This window comes from Treponema parvum (assembly GCF_017893965.1).
GTDB classification, from domain to species: domain Bacteria; phylum Spirochaetota; class Spirochaetia; order Treponematales; family Treponemataceae; genus Treponema_D; species Treponema_D parvum.
On the sequence record NZ_CP054142.1, the window covers coordinates 62,136 to 83,304 of the forward strand.

The 21,169-nt window shown below is 46.1% G+C and carries 14 protein-coding genes; 10 read left to right on the plus strand and 4 right to left on the minus strand.

Going from position 1 to position 21,169, the window contains the following annotated elements; genetic code table 11:
* Positions 1-24: 24 nt before the first annotated feature.
* From HRQ91_RS00285 to HRQ91_RS00325, 9 genes are all read left to right on the plus strand, one after another.
* The gene (locus HRQ91_RS00285) at positions 25-1,029 is read left to right on the plus strand and encodes an extracellular solute-binding protein (protein WP_210119750.1); all 1,005 of its coding nucleotides are present in this window, start codon (positions 25-27) and stop codon (positions 1,027-1,029) included.
* A gap of 156 nt (positions 1,030-1,185) precedes the next feature.
* Positions 1,186-2,301: an ABC transporter ATP-binding protein gene (locus tag HRQ91_RS00290; RefSeq protein WP_210119751.1), complete on the plus strand. Its 1,116-nt coding sequence runs from the start codon at positions 1,186-1,188 to the stop codon at positions 2,299-2,301.
* Positions 2,301-4,031: an ABC transporter permease gene (locus HRQ91_RS00295; protein ID WP_210119752.1), complete on the plus strand. Its 1,731-nt coding sequence runs from the start codon at positions 2,301-2,303 to the stop codon at positions 4,029-4,031. The genes HRQ91_RS00290 and HRQ91_RS00295 overlap by 1 nt, the downstream gene beginning before the upstream one ends.
* Before the next feature lie 15 nt (positions 4,032-4,046).
* Positions 4,047-5,624, plus strand: a complete 1,578-nt coding sequence (locus HRQ91_RS00300) for a hypothetical protein (protein ID WP_210117470.1) — start codon at positions 4,047-4,049, stop codon at positions 5,622-5,624.
* Between the two features lie 69 nt (positions 5,625-5,693).
* A complete protein-coding gene (hisIE, locus tag HRQ91_RS00305) occupies positions 5,694-6,992 on the plus strand; it encodes a bifunctional phosphoribosyl-AMP cyclohydrolase/phosphoribosyl-ATP diphosphatase HisIE (RefSeq protein ID WP_210119753.1) in 1,299 nt (432 codons plus the stop codon).
* A 6-nt stretch (positions 6,993-6,998) separates the two neighbouring features.
* Complete coding sequence (gene hisD / locus HRQ91_RS00310) at positions 6,999-8,399, plus strand: histidinol dehydrogenase (RefSeq protein ID WP_210119754.1); 1,401 nt, start codon at positions 6,999-7,001, stop codon at positions 8,397-8,399.
* A 66-nt stretch (positions 8,400-8,465) separates the two neighbouring features.
* Positions 8,466-9,053, plus strand: coding sequence for a peptide deformylase (gene def, locus HRQ91_RS00315; protein WP_210119755.1), 588 nt, complete (start codon positions 8,466-8,468; stop codon positions 9,051-9,053).
* The gene (gene fmt, locus HRQ91_RS00320; protein ID WP_210119756.1) at positions 9,047-10,051 is read left to right on the plus strand and encodes a methionyl-tRNA formyltransferase; all 1,005 of its coding nucleotides are present in this window, start codon (positions 9,047-9,049) and stop codon (positions 10,049-10,051) included. Before def ends, fmt begins: the two co-directional genes overlap by 7 nt.
* Before the next feature lie 10 nt (positions 10,052-10,061).
* Positions 10,062-11,195, plus strand: a complete 1,134-nt coding sequence (locus HRQ91_RS00325; protein WP_210119757.1) for a PASTA domain-containing protein — start codon at positions 10,062-10,064, stop codon at positions 11,193-11,195.
* Positions 11,196-11,269: 74 nt separating this feature from the next.
* Here the strand turns inward: HRQ91_RS00325 and HRQ91_RS00330 are convergent, their stop codons facing one another.
* Together HRQ91_RS00330 and HRQ91_RS00335 are read right to left on the minus strand one after the other, a co-directional pair.
* The gene (locus HRQ91_RS00330) at positions 11,270-13,201 is read right to left on the minus strand and encodes an Lnb N-terminal periplasmic domain-containing protein (RefSeq protein WP_210119758.1); all 1,932 of its coding nucleotides are present in this window, start codon (positions 13,199-13,201) and stop codon (positions 11,270-11,272) included.
* A 78-nt stretch (positions 13,202-13,279) separates the two neighbouring features.
* Entirely contained in the window at positions 13,280-13,723 is a 444-nt protein-coding gene (locus tag HRQ91_RS00335) for a DUF3015 family protein (protein WP_210119759.1), read from the minus strand.
* Positions 13,724-13,921: 198 nt separating this feature from the next.
* Between HRQ91_RS00335 and HRQ91_RS00340 the strand changes: the two genes are divergently transcribed.
* On the plus strand, positions 13,922-15,253 hold the full coding sequence (locus HRQ91_RS00340; protein WP_210119760.1) for a PALP domain-containing protein: 1,332 nt from the start codon (positions 13,922-13,924) through the stop codon (positions 15,251-15,253).
* Here HRQ91_RS00340 and HRQ91_RS00345 read toward each other — a convergent pair.
* Positions 15,234-19,052 (minus strand): alpha-amylase family glycosyl hydrolase, encoded by a 3,819-nt coding sequence (locus HRQ91_RS00345; RefSeq protein ID WP_210119761.1) that lies wholly within the window; start codon positions 19,050-19,052, stop codon positions 15,234-15,236. The two genes, HRQ91_RS00340 and HRQ91_RS00345, sit on opposite strands and share 20 nt — an antisense overlap.
* Positions 19,049-21,148 carry a 4-alpha-glucanotransferase gene (locus tag HRQ91_RS00350; RefSeq protein WP_210119762.1) on the minus strand — a complete coding sequence of 700 codons (2,100 nt, stop codon included), beginning with the start codon at positions 21,146-21,148 and terminating at the stop codon, positions 19,049-19,051. Before HRQ91_RS00350 ends, HRQ91_RS00345 begins: the two co-directional genes overlap by 4 nt.
* Positions 21,149-21,169 lie beyond the last annotated feature (21 nt).

The following is a 21,169-nucleotide window of genomic DNA, read 5'->3' on the forward strand; positions in this document are numbered from 1 at the left end:
CGCGCACGCGCAAAGGAAGTATCCATGAAAAAAGCGCTTATTGTTTTATCCGTGTTAACCGTTTTGCTGAGCTCGGCCTTTGCAACCGGTTTTAAAGACTCCGCCTCCGCTCAGGAAAAGGCGCCTACCGAATTGGTGATTTGGAGCGCGGCGCAGGAAAAAGAGGCAAAAGCCTTGGTTGCAAAATTTAACGTCATCCACCCCGAAATTAAAGTGAACATCATAAGAGCGGGAGCCGGAGAACTCAATACGCGGCTTAACGCCGAACAGCCCAAGCCTTCCGGAGATATTTTGCTGGGAGCTTCTCAGGAAATTCTTGACGGTTCATATAACTATTTTAGGGCTTACAAGTCGGTTAACGATTCAAAACTTGACAAAAACCTTCGCGACAGAGCCGACGTTCCCAAGTACTATAGCTATTCCATGCCTATTCAGTGCTTTATGGTAAACACCGACCTTTTAAAACCGGAAGAATACCCGAAGACGTGGAAAGATTTAGCCGATCCAAAATACAAGGGCAAGATCATCATGGGAAACCCCGCGCTGAGCGGAGGAGCTTACGCCCAGCTTTATATGATCTATAAACTGTACGGCGAATCCATTCTTCCTTCCCTTGCAAAAAACTGCACTTTTACGCCTAATTCCACAACGGTAGGCGAATCAGTCGCCCGCGGCGAATACGCTATCGGCGTTACCGCAGAATATAATGTTTCAAAATTTATGGTGAGCGGAAGCCACGTAACCTACGTATACCCTGAAGACGGAACGGGTCTCCGCTTCGACGGTTCCGCAATTATAAACAACGGGCCGAATCCCAAGGCTGCGGAACTGTTTATGGATTTTTTAACCACGGAAGACGCCTACAGGACGATCAGAGAAACGCAGGGACGCCGCGTAGTAATGGATAATATCCCCGATCCGGACTTTTTACCGTCTTTGAAAAATATAAAATTCTTTGACTATAACGCAGTCGAAGCGCAAAAATTGAGAAAAGACCTGACTGACCGTTTTTCGGAAATGATGCTCTAAGGCAGCTCGAAAAACTCGCCTCCAGCGATTTTCGAGACTAAACGCAAAAGCCGGTCTGACAACGGCCGATTTTATGCCTGTAAAAGAAGAGCCGGTTTTAATAAAAGCCGGCTCTTGTCGTCTATAGCGGATTTTGAATTCATAAAATAAGAGGTAATGATGAGTTTAAGTTTAACCTATCAAAATGTAGATAAAGTTTACGGCGGCAAGGGACCTTCCGCAGTAAAGGCTTTAAGCGATGTTTCTTTTGTGATAGAACCGGGAGAATTGTTTTGCCTGCTCGGTCCTTCCGGTTGCGGGAAAACCACATTGCTGAGGAGCACCGCCGGTCTTGAAACCATAACGAGCGGTAAGATCCTTTACGGCGACACTGACATGACTATAATTCCGCCGTATAAAAGAAATATAGGCATGGTGTTTCAGAGCTTCGCCCTTTATCCGCACATGAACATATTTGAAAACGTCGCATACGGCTTACGCGTAAGGAAGACGGACAACGAAACCGTCAAAAAAAAGGTTGAAAGCGTTATGGAGCTTGTGGGTCTGCAGGAAGAATTAAAAAGAAATCCGTTCCCCACGGCTCTTTCAGGCGGACAGCAGCAGCGCGTAGCCATCGCAAGGGCTCTCGTTTACGATCCGGATATTTTGCTTTTGGACGAACCGCTTGCAAACCTTGACGCAAAGTTAAGGCGCTACATGAGGGCTGAAATCCGCAGAATACAAAAGGCTACAAATATAACCACAATTTTTGTAACGCACGACCAAGAAGAAGCTATGGCCGTAGGCGACAGGCTTGCCGTTTTAAGACGCGGAGTTGTAGAACAGATTGGCTCGAGCGATGAGCTGTACACGGCTCCGGACAACGCCTTTGTTGCAAATTTCATAGGCAAGATGAACTATTTTAACGCCGAGCTTACGGACAAACGATCGGCAAAAATTCACACAACGAACATTACCGTTTCGGTTTCGGAGAATAACGACAGAACGAAGGGAGCCGTCGCTGCGGGTAAAGACGTATTTGTCGGCGCAAGACCCGAAATGCTTGAAGTTACGTCCGAAAAAGATCCTTCGTGTATTTCCGGTAAAATCCAGATCATTCAGCACTTGGGTCAGGTAGTCCGCTATGAGATAACCGTCGATAAAAAAATCAGTCCGGTTGCGCTTGAAGTCGATATGCCGTTCCTTGTAAAGGGCTTAAAAGAACACGACGACGTATCCGTCCGCATAAAAGAAGGAAGAGCGTTTTTGTTTAAGCCGGAGGTAAATAATTAATGAAATCCGACAGCAAAAATAATTTATCGCCTGCAATAAAAGACGCTTCCGCTCTTTATAAAAAAGACAGGTCGCAGTTTTTTATATTTTTGGTTCCGCTTTTATTTTTATTGATATTTTTGATCTATCCTTTGGTAATAACCTTGTTCAGAGCCTTTATGCCCAGCGGGATAGAGTTAAAGCTCAGCGAATTTACTGTAAGCGGCTTTAAGAAATTCTTTACCAGCAAGCTCTACATGACGAGCATGAAGAACAGCCTTATCTCAAGCCTTTCGGTAACGCTCGGAACCTTGCTCATAGGGGTGCCCATGGGCTACTTTGTGGCCAGAGTAAAGATCCCCGGTAAAAAACTTATGCTGTCTCTGGGAATTCTTCCCATGATAATGCCGTCTTTTATCGGAGCTTTTAGCTGGGTTATCCTTTTAGGCAACAAGGGAATAATGAAATATTTTTTCAACTTTTTGCTTTCACCATTAGGGATCACCCTTCCGAGCATATACGGTATGTTCGGCATGATTTTTTGTATGGTTCTGTCATATTATCCTTTCGTGTTCCTTTTGGCCGAAGGAGCTTTCAGCGGGGCGAACAATCTTTTGGAAGACGCCGGAATGCTCATGGGCGCAAAAAAGGGAAGAATTTTCAGAACCATTACGCTGCCTCTCATACTGCCCAGTTTAGGCGCTTCCGCCCTTTTGGTATTTATACGAGCGATCGGAAACTTCGGAATTCCCGCCATGATCGGCGGCGACCAGTACGTGCTTCCGACCTTGATCTACTTTAGAGTAAACGGCTTTGCCGATTATAACGGAGCGAGCACGATCGCCGTAGTAAACTGCATAATAACGGGCATAATACTTTACGCGCAGAAACGCATGGTAAAAAGCAGAGAATACGAAACGATAAGCGCGACGCACACTGAAATCAGGCAGCACACGAATATGGCTGCAAGGATTTTAGCGTTTATTTTTTGCCTTTTAGTCCTGGTGCTTTCTTTGGCGCCTCAGATAACGATCATCATCATGAGCTTTTTTGAAAAATGGTACGGTTTGTTCCCCGAAGGCTTTACCCTAAACAACTATAAGGTAATTCCCAAGACAAGCGGTCATGAATTTTTCAATTCGTTCTACCTTTCAACGGCGGCTACGGTTCTGTCCGCATTTTTGGGCAGCATCATGGCCTATATAACCGAGAGGAAGCGTCCCAAAGGAGCCGGCATTATCGATATGTCGATAATGATTCCCTTTATTTTGCCGGGGACGGTAGTTTCGGTTGCCCTCATATCGGCTTTTACGGGAAATACGTTTATAAGCATCGGTGGTACTTACACGATCATCATTATTTCATATATGATAAGGCGTACGCCCTACACTTACCGTTCCGTATGCGCAAGTTTGACGCAGCTTAATCCGTCGCTGGAAGAAGCGTCGACGATCGCAGGCGCCACGTGGTTTTACACCTTCAGGAAGGTAAGCGTTCCTTTGATTTTGCCGGGAATCATAAGCGGCGCAATCCTGACGTTTACGACGCTGTTGCAGGAATTGTCCACGACGATCCTTTTGTACGGACCTAAGACAAGAACGGTTCCTGTTCAGATATACGTTGCCGTAGCCGAAGGAACTTTAGGCGAAGCGTCCGCTTTAAGTACCGTTTTGCTCATAGTGGTGTTCCTTGTGGTCTACGGAACAAATAAGATCCGCGGACTGCGCATGTCAAACAGTTTTAAGATGTAAGGGGGATGAGATTTTATGAATGAAAATTTCGATTTGAATTTATCGATGTTTAAGGCATACGATATAAGAACCCGATCGGGTAAAATGACAAGCGAAGTTTCCGAGCGCCTTTTAAAAGCGGCAGGAAGATACTTTAAAGATGATCTCAAGGTAAGCTCCGTAGTTTTGGGACGGGACGCAAGGCTCGCCGCGCCGGGCCTGCTTCAAGAAGCGTCGGATCTGTTCACGTCTATCGGGCTGGACGTAATACTGAACCCTCTTCAAATTTCAACGTGCCAATTTTATTTTTCCTGCATGAAACACAGAAAAAGCGCTGCCATAATGTTTACCGCAAGCCACAATCCCGGAGAATACATAGGCTTAAAGCTCATGGCGCCCGACATGTTCACTCTGGCGACGGACTGCGGGCCTAAGGGCGGAATAAGATGTATCAAAGAATACTACGTTGAAAACAAAGAAATTTCTCCTTCAAAGCAAAAGGGAAAAGTTATAGTTTCAAGGGTGATGGACGAATTCATCGACTACAGCATGCGCTTTGCAGGCGTTGAAAAAGACAGCTTGAACGGCGTTCCCGTTCTTGTAGATTTTTTATCCGGCGCCGCAGGCTGTGAAATAGTTGAAGCCCTTACCTATGCGGGCTGTTCCGTTACGCCCCGCAATATCGTTCCGAACGGATATTTCCCAAACGGAGATCCCAACCCTATCATAATCTCAAGCATTAAGCCCACTTGGGATATCATGAAAAAAGGCGGCTATGACTTCGGTTTTTGCTATGACGGAGACGGCGACCGCCTGGACATTATGAACCGCGACGGAGAGCAGTTGGCGCCGGCTTTTAACATGACCTTGTTGGCTCCCAAATTCAAAGAAATCTATCGCCCCGTTTTTGAAAGCGGATTTTTTGAAGGCTCGACTTATAACCCTCATCTGTACTCGGACGTTAAAGCCAATCCGCTTTCGATGTACGATCAATGCAGAGAAGGATTCAATGTTCACATAATCCGTAACGGACACTCGTTTATAAAAGAGGCTCTCAGGACAAACTTGAAACGCCAATATATTGTGGCAAGCGAAGAGTCCGCTCACTATTATTTGAACCAGCCTTTCGATCTGAACGATTATTCAAAAGGCTTTGCCGCTACGGAAAACACTCTGCTGTTCACGCTTTTAACCGCGAATATGTGGGCGAAGTATCCTGAAAAATATGAAAAAATCTATGAAAGACAAAAAGATATTTTCAGGATAAGGGAATGGCCGTGCCACTTTTTGGACGAATCCAAAGAGGAGTCCATAATGGACGACGTTGAAAACGCGATGAAAGACAAATTCGGCGTTACCGTAATAAAATTTATGGAAGACAAGAGCAGCCTCGACGCGACTTTAATGCGCTACGGCTTGCCGGAAGTTATCACAAAGGACACCGACATGTCAAAACCGTGGTTCCAGGTTGCTCAAAGAATAAGCCGAAGCGAAGAAGGAATGACCCGCTGGGAAATCGTCGCAAATAATAAAGAAATGTGCGACGCCGCCAACGCTTTGGTGAGAAGCATTTCCGATAAGTACGTAAACGCAAAATTTGCCGAATACGTGTAAGAGATGCCGCAGCGGGCTGCCGGGCATCCTGTAATTGATAGACCTTTCCATTTCTGATAAAATCAAAATATGGTAATCGCTTCTATCGATTTAAAAGGCGGGCACGTCGTTCAATTAAAAAACGGAAAAGAACTTGTAATTCAGCGCGACGACGCGGATAAACTTATCGAAGACTTCAATCGCTACGGCGAAGTCGCCGTTATAGATCTTGACGCGGCTCTGGGAAACGCGGATGCCCAAGGAAACACGGTAAATACCGCCTTGTTAAAATCGCTTTTGCGCCGGGGGAACGTAAGGTGCGGGGGCGGCATACGCTCCGTAAAGCGTGCAAAAGAATTGGTCAGCCTAGGAGCCGAAAAAGTCATAATCGGTTCCGCCGCATGGAACGCAAGCGCAAATTCCTGCGGCGATATCCTAAATAAAAAGTTTTTGGAAGAACTCGTAAATGCCGTAGGCAGACAACGCATAATCATCGCCGTAGACGCCGTCAATGAAAAAATCACCGTAAAAGGCTGGACACAAGCTTTAAACATTTCTCTCATAGAAGGGGCAAAAGCCGCAGAAAATTTTTGCTCGGAGCTTTTATTCACATGCGTTGAAAAAGAAGGCTGTATGCAAGGCGCCGACATAAAAACCATAGAAAACCTTCGCAAAGCCGTAAACTGCAGAATAGTTGCCGCCGGAGGCGTTTCATCAATCCAAGAAATTGAAATGCTCGAAAAAATGCATTGCGACGTTCAAATCGGAATGGCGCTTTACACGGGAAAAATCACGCTGAAAGACGCTTTTATTTCCTGTTTGGATTGGCAAAAGACAGAGGGACTTGTTCCCGTCATTGCACAGGATGCGCACGGGGAGGTCCTAATGTTGGGCTATGCCAATAAAGACGCCTTTGAAAAGACATTTAAAACAGGTAAGCTCACTTTTTGGAGCCGTACTCGTCGCGTCCTTTGGACAAAGGGTGAAAATTCAGGGCACTATCTTGAACTGGTAAAACTTCGCGCAGACTGCGACAGGGACACGGTTTTGGCGACCGTCGTTCCTCACGGCGGCGTATGTCATACGGGAAGCTGGTCGTGCTTTACTTCCGCTCCGGACGAACCTTCCACTATGGAGCGGCTTTACGCGATAATATCCGAACGTTTTGCCGATCCGAGCCCCGGATCGTATACGGCGACTCTTAACGACAAACGTGTGCGCGAAAAAATCGAAGAAGAAGCTCAGGAACTGTGCGAAGCCCGAACCAAAGATGAAATAGTCTGGGAAACTTCGGACCTTTTGTATTTTGTGAGCGTCCTGATGAATAAGAGCGGAATTACGTGGCAGGATATTTACAATGAATTGGACAAGCGCCACAAGGAAAAATGACAAAAAATGATAAAAATACAAAAAGCCTGTGAACTTGAAAGCGACTTTTTTGCGGTACGGGATTTCGGATCTTCCCTTGAGACGGTAAAGACCATTTTGTCCGACGTCAAAGTGAAAAAGGATTTTGCCCTTCACGAATATGCTAAAAAATTTGACGCTGCGGATCCCGCCGTTTTTGAAATTCCTCAAAGCGATCTTAAAGCCGCTGCAAAAAAGATGGAAAAACAGGATCCCGCCTTATACGAAGCTCTTTCTTATTCCCGCGACCTTGCGCTTGAATTTGCAAAAAAACAAAAAGAATCTTTCGGCGACTTTGAAATCGAACTGCGTCCCGGATTGTTTACGGGACAAAGAACCGTTGCCGTTGAAAAAGTTGGCGCCTACGTTCCTGCGGGGCGTTTCCCTCTCCTTTCAACCGTGATAATGACAGTAATGCCCGCAAAAGCGGCGGGTGTAAAAGAAACGATAATATGCACTCCTCCGCGGGTGCACCCCGACGACCTTAAAAAGGCCGGCAACGTTTCTGCCGAAACCACTTCTTCTGTCTCCTCCGTCGCCGAAGGAATTTCCGGCAAGGCGTTTTCAGGCGGAAAACCGTACGCCGACGAAGGAATCATGGCCGCCGCATATATCTGCGGTACCGACCGCGTCTTTGCCTGCGGCGGAGCACAGGCGATCGCGGCGATGGCGTTCGGAACACAATCCGTGCCGCAAGTAGACGTGATAGTAGGTCCGGGTAATAAATTTGTTGCGGAGGCAAAAAAACTCGTTTACGGCGCCGTCGGTTTGGACATGGCGGCAGGTCCTACTGAAGTGTTCATAATTGCCGATTCTTCGGCAAATCCGAAATGGATCGCAGCCGATCTTTTGGCGCAGGCGGAACACGACGTTGTCGCCCAGCCGGTTTTGGCAACTCCGTCGCGAGAATTCGCTTTTTCCGTCGCAGCCGAAATAGAAAAACAGCTTGAGACGCTTCAAACAAAAAACATCGCGAGGGAAAGCATCGATAACTTCGGCCGGATCATAATAACCGAATCGCTCGAACAGGCCGCCGATATTGCAAACCGTAAAGCTCCGGAACACCTTGAGCTTGCGATCGATGAAGACTCAAAACTCGATAAAATCGAAAAACTCGTACACAATTACGGGTCTCTTTTTATAGGACACAGTTCCGCAGAAGTTTTGGGAGATTATGCTGCAGGAATAAATCACACGCTTCCTACTTCCGGTTCCGCGCGATTTACAGGCGGCTTAAGCGTGCGGTGTTTTTTAAAAACCGTTACTACGCTCAGAACGAAACCGGGTTATGACGGTGTAAATAAAAGCGCAAAGGTATCGGCCTGTTTGGGAGACGCCGAAGGTCTTTTTGCCCACGCGCAAGCTGCAAGGCTGAGAATAAGAGAATAATACCTTATGAATTTTGCGCCGCGGCTTGCGGTAAAATTCCGGCGCTGTGCAATTTTAAGGAGTGATATGCTTCGTATATGTAAATTGGGAGAAGAAATTTTACGCCAAAAAGCAAAAGACGTTCCCGAAGTAACGGACGAAATCCGTTCTTTGGCTGAACAAATGCTTGAAACGATGATAAATGCCGACGGCGTAGGCCTTGCGGCGCCGCAAGTAGGTCTTCCGTTAAGAATGTTTGTCGTCATGGTTGACGACAACGTACGCCGCGTATTCATAAATCCCCAGATAATATCGACTTCTCAGGAAGTCTGTTCCTATGAGGAAGGCTGCCTCAGCATTCCGGAAACTTACGAATCCATCGTTCGTCCCAAAAAGGTAACCGTGCAGGCGCTTGACGAAAGCGGTAAACCGTTTATACTCGAAGCCGACGGATTACTTGCCCGCGTTATTCAGCACGAAAGCGACCACCTTGAAGGAATTCTTTTTATAGACAAGGGCGATAAAGACTTCGCCGAAAAGATAAAACAGAAATTCAAAATCCGGGCGGAGCGTTCCGCTCAAAAACAAGCGCAAAAAAAAGCGAAATTGAACCGAATAAACGCAAAAATCGCCGCGAAGGAAGCAAAAAAAGCGGAGGTAACGAACCGGTGCTGAAAGTACTGTACGCAGGGAGCCCCGGCGCTTCCGCCGTTATGCTTGAACTTCTTTTAAAGGACCGATCCCTTTTTGAAAGCGGCGTAGTGATTTCAAGCGTTCTCACAAATCCGCCTGCATCGCAGGGCAGACACAGAGAATTGATTCCCACGCCGGTTCACGTCGTCGCCCGAAACGCAAACATCCCAGTGTTTACGCCCGAACATTTGGACGGAAAATTTCGCTCCGAAATGGAAAAAATCAGCCCCGACATTTTAGTGTGCTTTGCTTACGGTCACATATTCGGCCCGAAATTTCTGACGATCTTAAAATACGGCGGAATAAATTTGCATCCGTCGCTCCTGCCAAAATACAGAGGCTGTTCTCCCGTAATCCAAGCCATATTAAACCGCGACAAAACGACGGGCATAAGCATACAAAAAATTGCTTTGGAAATGGATACGGGAGACTTGCTTTATCAAAAAGAGATTCCGCTTGACCTTACGGAAACCGCGGACAGCCTTTTGGAAAAAAGCGCTGTCCTTGGAGCAGAACAGATATTCCGAATACTGAAAGAAACCGCCGCGTCGGGAAATCTGCCTGAGGCAAAACCGCAAAAAGGAGATGCTTCTTACACTTTTGCCGTTAAAAAGGAAGACACAAAAATCCGTTGGGATAAGCCGGCCGAAGACATAGAAGCGATGATTCGCGCCTACACGAGCGAACCCGGATGCTTTACAACTGCAGGGGGCGTGAACCTTAAAATCCTAAAGGCTCGCATATCGCGCGCTTTGCCTGCCGCCGCTTCCGTTTCAGCGTCAAAAAATCCGGCATTAAAGGGTCCGGCGGAATTAAAACCGGGCACGGCGGCTTTCTTTGATAAAAAAAGCGGAATTTACATTGCCTGCGCAAAGGATTTTATTGTTGCGACGGAGCTTCAATGGCAGTTTAAAAAAGCCATGAATTACATAGACTTTATGAACGGCAGCCGCAATTTTATAGGTACCACATTACAATAGAGGAAACGCTATGGATGATGAAAACAAAACTTCCGATTCCGACGGATCGAAAAAAAATTCACTTTTCGGAAAAAACAAATTCAAAATCACAAAGATAAACGCAGCGGATATTCTTTTTAAACTTAAAAATTTCTTTTTTAACAAACTGCGGATAAATGCGGCGGACACTCTGTCTCTATTCCAAAAAAATTCAAAAGCGATGATTTTTACTTTTGTTTCAGCTTTTATTCTAATGATTTTTACCGCTGGCATAGTTTTCTTTGCGGTCGTGCAGGGGCAGGAAAAGGTTATGGTTCCCGACGTAACGGGACAAACCCTGGCCGACGCTCTCATCGAAATGCAGGAAAAGGAGCTTTATCCCAAAATAAGACTGCGCTATTCGGAAAGACCCGGCGACGCAGGCAAAATTCTTGAACAAAATCCGGGCGCCGGCATGATCGTAAAGGCAGGCCGCAGGATTTCGCTTGTGGTAAGCAAGGGAGTTGTCATAGACCATATCGAAGATTACAAGGGACTCATACTTGATGACGTTCGCATACAGTTGCAGACATTGTTTGCGGGGTCCGCCAATCCGCTTATCGTTCTTGCCGACCCGGTTTACAAGGCCGATGTTTCTTCCCCCGGCGTCATCCTTGAACAAAATCCGGCGCCGGGTACGGTCATAACGGAACCGGTAACCTTAAATCTCATCGTGAGCCGAGGGCCGGAATTTGAAAATACTCGGGTACCTAATATAATCGGTAAAAATGTAAAAGAAATGCTCGATCTCATACAAACGAGCAAAATCGTTTTTGATTTTACGTCACATACCGCCCAAGCAAATGAAATACCCGGTACAATAGTTCAACAGCAAACCTTCGACAAAGAATTCATTCCGAATTATTCAAGGGTTTCGGCTGAATTTGCTTTTCCCGCAGCGAACAGCGATGAATTTGTCTTTGGAATTTTAAGCGAAACTCTTACAAATTATCCGTACCCCGTGCCGGTGAGGATTGAAGTACAATCGCCCGAAGCGGAACCTTATACATTGATCTCTTTCAGCCATCCGGGCGGGAATTTTACGGTGCCGTACGAGCTGGCAAAAGGATCCGTCCTTGTGCTCTATGTTGTGGAAAAAGAGCGAAGCAGAACTACCGTAAAATAACGAAAACGGCGGAGATTACTTATACGAAAATTACGGAATCGTACGGCAGGCGAGCGATCGCTGAAGAGATTTCTCTAAAAAAAGGCATTGACGGAAAAGTACCACTCGGGCCGATATTCCCCGCGGTTAATATTGAACGAACAGCCGGCCTTTAAAGCCGAATTTTGCGAAAGCGTAACCTCCTCGTCTGCAGAAAAAGCGATACGAAAATGCGGCGGATCTAGCGGCGTTTGAAAGATCTCCGCCTGTATTCTATTTTTCCACGTACCGACGGTAGTTATAAATCCCGTTTCGCCGCCTACCGGCAAATCCGTATAATAGTCGTATTCACGATTAAAATATGCATCGGCGCCCGCCATCAAATAAAACTGAATCCATGAAACGGGCTTGACGCTCGCGCCGTATAAAAACTTTAAATTAAGAGCAATGTTCTCGCCGTTATCCTTATAAGCGTTGCTTTTTAACCCGAACGAAACACGAATGGCGGAATTAAAAAAATATATGTCCGAAATAGGCAAAGAAATAATATCCGCAAGAAGGGCGTGCTTTAGATAAAATTCGTTTGTTAAGGGTCTTAAGCGCCCGTCGACACTAAAAAACAAAAGCTGCGAGTTATCACTGTAGCCGGCGGAATTTTCAAGCTGTTCGTGCGCCGTAAGCCTGTAATTAAAGCCGATGTAAGAGCCGCCTGCGTCTTTACCGCCTCCGACGGCGATTTTCTTTGAGCCGTGCGCCGTGTGCGGAGCCTTAGGAATTTCGGTTTCTGCAGCGTATTTTATCGCGCCCAGTTTTCGTCTTTCGGATAAAACTTCGACATAGCGCGGTCTATATTCCTCAGAGCTGATTTTTCCGTTATTAAGAAGATATTGAAGGTATTCCGCAGAAAGCTCCCAAATTACAGCCTGCGTTTCCTTATCCGCAGTTTCAAAAGGAAAATCTTTTATAGTCGTTTTGCCCGTGCAAAGCGATTTTACGTATCTATTTTGTTCGGCGTTCAAATACGCTTTTAATGTTTCTATTCTTTTAAAAAGCGAAGGCCTGTATACAAAGTCGTCGTATAATCCGGCAGAATGCATAGTCTTTATAGTCGCTATCGGCTCAACGACTCCCGACACTACTTGGGTTATCTTTGTTTCCGGCCGAGCCGCCTCTATTAAAAAAAGCAAATTATACGAACAGTTTTCACTTATAAAATAATAATTTGAATATATGCCCGTCATATCAAGAAGGTGACGTAAAAGTCTGTCCTTTTCTTCTTCCGTAAAATTAAAGCGATATTCCCACATATCGCGCATATCCATGTTTGCATATTCTTTTATCTTTTCGTAATAGGGACTAAAGCCGTAATAACCGTGAAAACCTCCCACAAGTCCCAAAAGGGCGTAAACAACTCCTACGTCTAAAGTCGTAATCGCTCCGTAGCTTATGGAATTGGCAAGCAGTTGCGGCTTTCCTTCCGTTTCAACGAGAAGCAAGGTATGCCCGAAAACCGATGCGGGATTTTTCATATAACCGGCGGGAAAAACCAGGTAAATCGAACCCGGGCGAAGAAGTTTTATGAGACTTGAATATTCGACGTCGCCGTCATAAGGAAAATCTTGAGTCTGTAAATCGAGTTTACGGCAAAGCCATGCATACCTGCCGGGGAAACGCACCGTCGCATGACGCTCTCCTTCAACGGGAAGCGAAAAAAAAGCTTTCAGAGTAGCCGAAAGTTCCGCATCGGGATCGGTTTTTCCGTTTTTTGCACAAAAGAAATTGGGATCGTCTATAAGGCTTTTATAACGCTCTTGTCCGGCCGGTTTATAGTGCAGCAATGTGTGCCAATAAGGGTCTTCGGAGAGATGCATTTCCTGCGCCTTTTTTACGGCAAATTCGGCGGACCTTTCGTATCCGTCGGAGCTTACGGGTTTTGCAAAAGCCGGAGAAAACTGAATAAAAAGAAAAAAAATTGTGAGAGAAATCGTCGCTTTGAGCATCTTGTTTTCAAAAACTCGCCATTTCATTGACAACAAAAAATAGGCAAAAAAATAACAGGATACGGGCTTTGCCGCATCCTGTCTTACTAAAGATAGAAGGTCAGCTTATCCTACAAAAGAATAGATCTTTGCGCTGACTTCTTTTGCAGAAACTTCGGATGAAGAGAAAATTTCATCAAAGTTATCCTGCAGGGCGGCTTTAAATGCCATTTTATCCGCGACATTGAGCATGGTCGAAAGGGTGTCGACATATTCTCCGTCGCCTTTTGCTATGTCCGCCGCAAGAGCGTCCATGTTTTCGGCGATGAATTTATCAGTTTCTTCCATACCGATAAGTCCGCCTTCATATCCGGACGTTCCGAACGTGATGGCAAAAAATTGAGAGAAACAGCATCCGTTTGTCGTTGCGGCAAGGATATCCCAGACCGCTCCGCTCTTCTTGCCGAAGAATACATATCCGAGACCCGGACCTACAGCCGTTGCAAATGTGCTCGCCGTAAGCGCCAATGACGCAACAGCCAACGCAATCGCAAATTTCCTTTTAAGCATAAAAGCCTCCTGTTTTTATAAAATCGAATCAGTCTCTTTGCAAAACGGGATTTAAAGAACATTTTAAGCCGCTTCGATTTTAATTATAATGTATATGATACAACAAAGTTTTTTTTATTGCAATAAAATAATTGACTGCGGTTGACGGTCGCATCCGGCACCTTTGGCAAAGCTCTCATATAGTGATATAATCTTTTTATGCGTTTTACCAGTACGAGAAATAAAAAATTGAACGTAGGCTTTGAACAGGCTATTCGCGACTGTATGCCGGAAGACGGAGGTCTTTACGTTCCTGCGGAAGTGAACGACCTGCGCCGATGGATCTTATTTACAAATGAAAAGACCACCTACGCTTCCGTTGCGGGAGCTCTTACGCTCGCATGCGTAAACGAAGAGTTCAGTCCGATAATATGCGAAGCGATAGCCGCACAAGCGTTTCCTTATGAACCCAAACTGTCCAAATTGGACAAGGGGCTTTATACTTTGGAACTTTTTCACGGCCCTACAGGGTGGCACCGCGATTTCGGCGTAAGCTACCTCATCGAAGCCCTTGAAAACATACTTTTGATGAAGGACACAAACGCCGTCATCCTTGACGTAAACGCCTCCGCCCTGGCGGCCTCTTTGGCGAACGCGCTGCGCGGCAAAAAACGCATAAAGGCCGTACTTTTGTTCCCTAAAAATTCAGTAAAAGGACTTTCGGCAGAGGATTTTATTTGGAACGGGGGAAACCTTTTTCCGATAGAGATTGACGGAAATATCGAAGACTGCAATAAAATCGTAAAAGATATTTTTTCGGATCATAAAAACGTCGAAAATTTCAATCTCACCGTCGCAAACACGGCAAACATAGGAAGACTTTTTCCTCAGGCATTTTTCTATCCTTTTGCATTTTCAAGGTTAAAGAGAGAAGTAACGGGAAATATTTACTATGCCATGCCGCCGGGAAATTTCAGCAACGTTACGGCAGGGCTTTACAGCTGGAAGATCGCCATGCCCGTTTCGGGCTTTATCCTGCCGGCGACCGACGCCCTTACGGTGGATCCCGCAGGCCGCTGCGTGATGCTCGACGCCCTCGTACCGGTGAACGAGCGCGGAAAAACTGATCCTTCCTGCCTTTCAAACCTTGAAAGATTGGAAGAAATTTTTTCCGCAAATACGGCTCTCATGCATAACCTTGTTTATGCAGCTAAGATCACGGACGACGATACGGTCTTTGCCGCAAAAGAGCTGTTTATGAAATATCACCTTTACGCAGATAAAAACACGGCGAGCGCTTACGCGGCCGCGTTAAAGCAAAAAGGCGCTACGTACCAAGACAACGGAACCCTTGTCTTGGTTGTAAACGATCATCCGTCGCTCGATGCGGATTTTATACGCCGATGTACCGGGGAAAATCTGCAAATGCCTGAAAACGTTGCCGCTTCCGTCCGTCCCGCGAATATTGGAAAGCCTCTAATAAGGTCTTCAAGCGAAGTCTTAAGCATAGCGCGGGACGTATCAAAAGGTTTTACTGCCGAAAGTTTTTAACAGCCTTTGCGCTTTTTTCTTTGCCGACTTTCGAATGCTTCCCTTCAGGTTCAAATTCCTTTAAGAACCTTTCCGCCTTATATTCGGATTTTTTTTGAGCGTCGGAAAGCATTTTATGCATTTTCAAAACGGTCGCTTGCTTTTCGGCAAGAGAGTCTCCGCGCGCGGAGGCTTCAAGTTCAAACATGTTAAGGGCGGCAAAAAGGTTTAAAGATCTCTCCGAAGCTTCTTTATTAAACCACAGCACTCCGCCGAACTCATTCACACCGCACAAGGCGGCAGAAAAGTCGCTTTTCATCATGAGCTTTGCAACCGGATACGCGTCCTTCTTTATTCCGCTCTTTGAAGCCCCGTCGTTAAGTCTTTGCTTTTTAAAAGGAACAAATCCGCCAAGGATGAACATCGTTTCAAGATCTCTATACAAGTCGGGAGCGGCTATTCCCGCATCGGCGAAGAAGGCGCAAAATTTTCTGGGTAAGGCCCATTTCAGTGCGGACGAAGTTTTTGCAAAACTGCCTGCCGCCGCCACGCAGAATAAGGCGTTTAGCGGCAGAGGATTTTTTGCCGCAAATTTTGAAAACATATCTTTTTTTGACGACCTAAGATCTCGGGCGTTTTTGACGAGAATTCCGATTTTTTTTGAAAACATGCGGAATTCTTTTTCAGGCGTAAAAGAGGCCGATTTTACGGCGACCACCGTCTTTGCAGTATCCGCAGACTTTACAGCGCCCTTGGACTTTTCAGTAGTCGCCGACTTTAAGCTTTTATTGCCCGGCGAGGCTTCTTTTGCGTAAAACTCTGCGGCCGCGGAATAAAAGGCGAGCGCATGCGGTTTTATCTTGCCGAGGATCGAATTTAGCGATACGGAAGCCGGGCGAGCAGAATCTGTGCGGCTGTCGATGGTCGCGCGGGTCGTCGAGCCGTTTTCTGCAGTGTCCGCATAGGCGGAAGCGTTGCCTTCGGCAGTATACGTGTCGCCAGCGTCTTTTAATCCCTTGTCGGACTTTGCCCTGCCACCGCTTTTTGCCGGAATATTCGGAGGATATAAAATTCCGTTTACGGATCTTATAAATTCGGCCGACATAAAGGCGCCCATCGCTTCGTATAGTTCCCTGTATGCAAGTTCCTGCCATGCAATTTCCAGATCTGGAACGCCCTTACCCGCCAAACTTCTGCACAAAATTCCCCATTTGCCGTCCGCCGCGTCTGAAACTTCGCGTATGTCAAGCAGAACCTGGGTTTCAAACCCGTTCAAGCTTACGAACAGGCCGTTTTCGCATATGTCGGAGCTTTCGCGCACATACCAAAGGCCGCTCGATAGATCGCGGAATATACAATATCTTCCTTGCTCCGAAGAAAGCCCCAACCCTTCTCCTATGCTTCTGGAGCGCATTTGAACTTCGCCTTCGCCTCCCGTATTTACCGCATAGGGAACCGACTGCTTTATCGTGCCGAAAGCCCTATCGTATTTATTGTTATAAAAAACTACGGCCTTTTCGTCGCCGCATCGGTTTGAATACGCAAAGATATTCTCATTTACAAAAGAACCGTTCCATACGTCGAAGAACAAAAAATCGTCAATCTGGGCAAAGAGGTAACGCTTTTTCATGAGAGGAAAGATCACTTTGCGATGACGCTCTATAAGACCTTCGTCGGGAACTTCGTGTTTGTAAGCCTTCGTATATTCCATGCCGTATTTTTCTTCAAAGCCTTCGATCTGTCCGTGGCCGAACAGGGGAAGACCCGGCATCGTTACCATAAGGGTGCATACGCCGAAATACTTGTCGCCCTTGCCGAACTGGGCAACGGCGGTTTCTTCATCAGGGTTATTCATAAAATTGACGAAGCGTTTTAAAACCTGCGGATCAAAGGAGAGCGTGTTCTTTACGGTGTCCCGATATTTTTGATTTTCCTCTTTTTTAAGCATATTCATAAACGCGCTGTTGTACACGCGGTGCATTCCAAGGGTGCGCACAAAATATCCTTCCATCATCCAAAACGCTTCGGCCAAAAGCAGCGTGTCGGGAACTTCTTTTGCAACCCTGTCGACAACTTCACGCCAAAATTCCTGAGGAATAGCGTCTTCAAACTGTTTCGTAGACAGCTGTGTTTCGCTTCTTGTAGCTATGTCACCGCCCCTTCCCGGCTCGGGATACCAAAGGCGCCGTATGTGTTTTTTTGCCAAAACCATGGCCGCGTCGAACCTGATTATGGGAAAATTTCTTGCGACATGCAAAATTTTTTGGATTATTTCTTCACGGGCGGCAGGATTTAAAAAATCGATTTGAGCCGTATCGTTCCACGGCATGCCCGTTCCGTCGTTACCGTGATAAATATAGCGAACGTCGCCCGTAGCCTTATCCACCCGCTTAAAAACGACGGCGCAGTCCGATCTGTTGTAATAGTGGTCTTCAAGGTATATGCCTATGCGCGGGTCGTGAGAAAGATCTTCCCCGTTAAAAGTGTATTGGGGGAAAGGATTGTCTTTGCGCTGGATAAACAGATCCGGTTTTTCGGAAATCCAGCGGGAATCCATTCCCGTATGATTCGGAACCATGTCGGATGCAAGCCTTATTCCGCGCTTCCAGAGACGGAACCTAAGGTCGTTTACCGCGTCCCAGCCGCCGATATTCGCTGCGATATCGTAATCGTAAAGGCTGTAAGCGCTCGCGGCCGCCTCGGGGTTTCCGCACAGCTGTTTTATGCGGCGGCTTGCAGAGCTGCGTTCCCACAAACCTATGAGCCAAAGCCCCGTAAAACCTTCGTCGGCAAGAATATTTATCTCTTCGTCGGGAATTTGATCCAAACGCGTTATGCTTCTGTTATATTTTTTGCCGAGTTGATCAAGCCAAACTAGGACGGATTTTGCCATAAGAACCACTTTCGGCATCCATTCCCGGTCGGGACTAAACCTTTCGTACTCGTTCATTAAATTTTCATAACTGTACGCCGACATGTCGGGAAGAGCTCCGCCCGCATTCGGCGCCCTCCAAGCGGCTTTAGCTTCTTCGGAAAGAAGGTCAAGCGAAGACAGGAGAAGCAAAATTATTTTTGCAAGCTCGGGGAAAAACGGAACCCAATGTTTTCTTATGTATTCCAGCTGGCCGCGTAAGTCGTTAGGGCTGAAAATTACAGGTTCCCTCAGCATGGTGATAAGATCGTGACTGAACGGTCCGAACACGGGTTTTGTTTTAAAAAACGTTTTTATCTCCGTCCATGCATCCTTGTATATTGAAAGCTCTTTAAGAGGCGAATCGTCAAACAAAATTTTAAAAGGTTTGAAAGCCGGATTTTCGTTTGCAAGATAAAGCAGAACGAGCTCTTCCAAAACGCTTTCTCGGTTTTCCCTTTCCGCTCGGACGCCTTTGTCGAACGCTTTTTGATTTAAAAAATCACGGGCGGTAATCTTTTGCGCATACACTTCCGTAGGCGGAAAATTTTCTACAAAGCAAAGCAGCATGCCGTCGACTTTTTCTTTTCCGAATTTTTTATCAAGCGCTTCCAAGGCTCCAAAAAAAGCGGCTTTGTATTTGTCCCGCCGGTAAATCATGCTTACGATATGAAAAATTTCGTCAATAAGACCCATGGCGTTTAAATTTCCTGCGGAAATTTTCAGCTCCGGAGTTTTTTGCATGTCAAAAAGCGCATTCAGTTTTTGTGCAAAAAGGCGGACGGCGCGAATATTCCTAAAAACGACGTTGCCGGAAGAAGAAAAAAGGGAATCGGCGAAGCCGCACATATCTCTTACAGTTTTACTTACATGAAATTCGTTATACGATACGGGTAAGTCTTTTTTCATCTCTGGCCGCCTTTATCTTTGTGAATTTCAGAAATTCTTTTTATCGAATCGCATAGGCTTTTATTTTTGGAAAGATCTTCTACGGATACGGGCATACGGTACACCCAATTGGCGTTTGTAACCGTGCCGGGCACGTTTATGCGCTCGTCGGAGCTTTCATTAAGATAATATTCCTTTGCAAGGTATAAAAAATCCTGCAGAGGATGTATGCACCAGAAACTTGCGCTGTGCGCGGTTTTTTCAAGGATCAGATACGCAGTTTCCGGTGAAAAATCGGAATCTAAATCTTTATTCAAAGCGAAGGCCTTTATAAAAGCTTCTACGGAATCCTTTTCGGTTTCCCACCATTGGCGCAGCGTGGAAGAGTCGTGAACGGAGCTTGCGGTAACCGAATACGGCGGATATTCTTCAAAGGGAATGAAAGGCTGCTTTTCTTGCACCCAATTACGGCACCAGCGCACTACGCGAAGCGACAAAATTCCGCAAAGATTCATAACGGCGGGAACGCATTCCAGCGAAACGCCCAAATCTTCGCCGCAGGGTATCATATTAATCGAAGACGTGAGCTCTTTAAGAATTTCAGAAGCTTCGATCTGCCACAGTCCGTTTTGTTCGGCATCTTTTTTTTCAAACAGATTTTCAAGCTTTTCCCGTTCGTCAATGTTCAAAGATTTCCATGCCGTAGAATCCTTGTATTTCCATACGGGAACGAACATGTCTTTTTTAACCTGTAGAATGCACCTGTCCGTCCAATATTTACAAAGTTCGTCCTTTATGCGTTTTTCCGCATCCTGAGCGCACAAAGACGAAAAATCCGAAGAATAAATTTCCTTGCTGCCTTCCAGTTCTTTTTTGAGATTCCAAAGTTCTTCGCTTCCGATGCGGTTTGCAACTGTTGAGAGAATCCTGTGGGCGCTTTCATGATTCCATGTGATATCTTCAACTACTTTTGTGGGAATGTGCGGTTCACTAAGCCAGTGAATCCTGCCTTCGTCGAATCCCAACCGTTCAAGTTCTTCTTTAGTACAAGGAACAAAAGGCTCGGCATGTCCCAGTTCTGCCGACACATCGCCTTCGGGAACGGCCCAAATTCTAAAAAACCCGAGTATGTGATCAAGTCTGTAGGCCTTATAATACTGAGAGGCAAAAGCAAGCCGCTCCTTCCACCATGAATAATTTCTTTTTTTTAGCTGTTCCCAGTTATATACGGGAAAGCCCCAGTTTTGCCCGCTCGGGTTGTCGCCGTCAGGCGGACTTCCCGCCCTAAAACCGTGATCGAAAACATAGCTGTTTTCCCAACAGTCGCACGAATCCTCATTCATCAAAATCGGTATGTCGCCTTTTAAAAGTATCCCCGCATCGGCAACGGCGTCCGCCGCTTTTTTAAACTGAACGTGGCAGACGAATTGCACCCACGCGTAAAAAAGCTGCAGTTTACGACGAGTTACGTCTTCGGTATTCCATAAAAGCTCCGCATCGGCTTTACGGTCTTTTTCAGGCCAAGTCTTCCATGAGGCCTGCAGGTGTTTTTCTTTTAAGGCTTTAAATACGGCATAGCCTTTTACCCAGCCGTTTTTTTTAAGCCATAGAGAAAAGTCCTCATATTCCGAGGCTGCGGTTTTTAAGCCTCTCCCGTCCGGCGAACAGCGTTTTGAACCGACATGCCCGGCGGCAATTTCACTTTTTTCAAAGATGCGTTTCAGAAACGCGACCTTATTTTCAAGAATTGCTTCGTAATCGTAACGATTGTTTTTTTTAGACGCGGGTTTTGAATGTTTTTTTATAAATCGATCATAATCGTCGGCAAAGTCTTTATCACTCTTATAAAGCTCAGAGAACTCCGGAATTTCCGGAATAGAAACGTAAACAGGATGCAAGGCGAAGGCCGAAAGCGCGCTGTAGGGAGAAACGTGAGTTCCGCTGTCGTTTACGGGTAAAAGCTGTATGATTTTAAGCCCCGCTTTTTGGCAAAATGGTATAAGATCGATCAACGATAAAAATTCACCGATGACGGGACTTTTTTCAGTGCGGAGCGCGCCAAGGGGAATTACAGTCCCCGTAAGACGCTGAAGTTTTTTACCGGCAGCACTTTCCATGTATAAAAGTATATCATGATT

Coding starts and splice junctions, on each gene's coding strand:
- HRQ91_RS00335 (WP_210119759.1), bottom strand. CDS start 13,723: ATGCTTAAAAGGAAATTTGCGATTGCGTTGGCTGTTGCGTCATTGGCG.
- HRQ91_RS00285 (WP_210119750.1), top strand. CDS start 25: ATGAAAAAAGCGCTTATTGTTTTATCCGTGTTAACCGTTTTGCTGAGC.
- HRQ91_RS00290 (WP_210119751.1), top strand. CDS start 1,186: ATGATGAGTTTAAGTTTAACCTATCAAAATGTAGATAAAGTTTACGGC.
- HRQ91_RS00295 (WP_210119752.1), top strand. CDS start 2,301: ATGAAATCCGACAGCAAAAATAATTTATCGCCTGCAATAAAAGACGCT.
- HRQ91_RS00330 (WP_210119758.1), bottom strand. CDS start 13,201: ATGAAATGGCGAGTTTTTGAAAACAAGATGCTCAAAGCGACGATTTCT.
- HRQ91_RS00325 (WP_210119757.1), top strand. CDS start 10,062: ATGGATGATGAAAACAAAACTTCCGATTCCGACGGATCGAAAAAAAAT.
- hisIE (WP_210119753.1), top strand. CDS start 5,694: ATGGTAATCGCTTCTATCGATTTAAAAGGCGGGCACGTCGTTCAATTA.
- HRQ91_RS00340 (WP_210119760.1), top strand. CDS start 13,922: ATGCGTTTTACCAGTACGAGAAATAAAAAATTGAACGTAGGCTTTGAA.
- HRQ91_RS00350 (WP_210119762.1), bottom strand. CDS start 21,148: ATGGAAAGTGCTGCCGGTAAAAAACTTCAGCGTCTTACGGGGACTGTA.
- def (WP_210119755.1), top strand. CDS start 8,466: ATGCTTCGTATATGTAAATTGGGAGAAGAAATTTTACGCCAAAAAGCA.
- HRQ91_RS00345 (WP_210119761.1), bottom strand. CDS start 19,052: ATGAAAAAAGACTTACCCGTATCGTATAACGAATTTCATGTAAGTAAA.
- HRQ91_RS00300 (WP_210117470.1), top strand. CDS start 4,047: ATGAATGAAAATTTCGATTTGAATTTATCGATGTTTAAGGCATACGAT.
- hisD (WP_210119754.1), top strand. CDS start 6,999: ATGATAAAAATACAAAAAGCCTGTGAACTTGAAAGCGACTTTTTTGCG.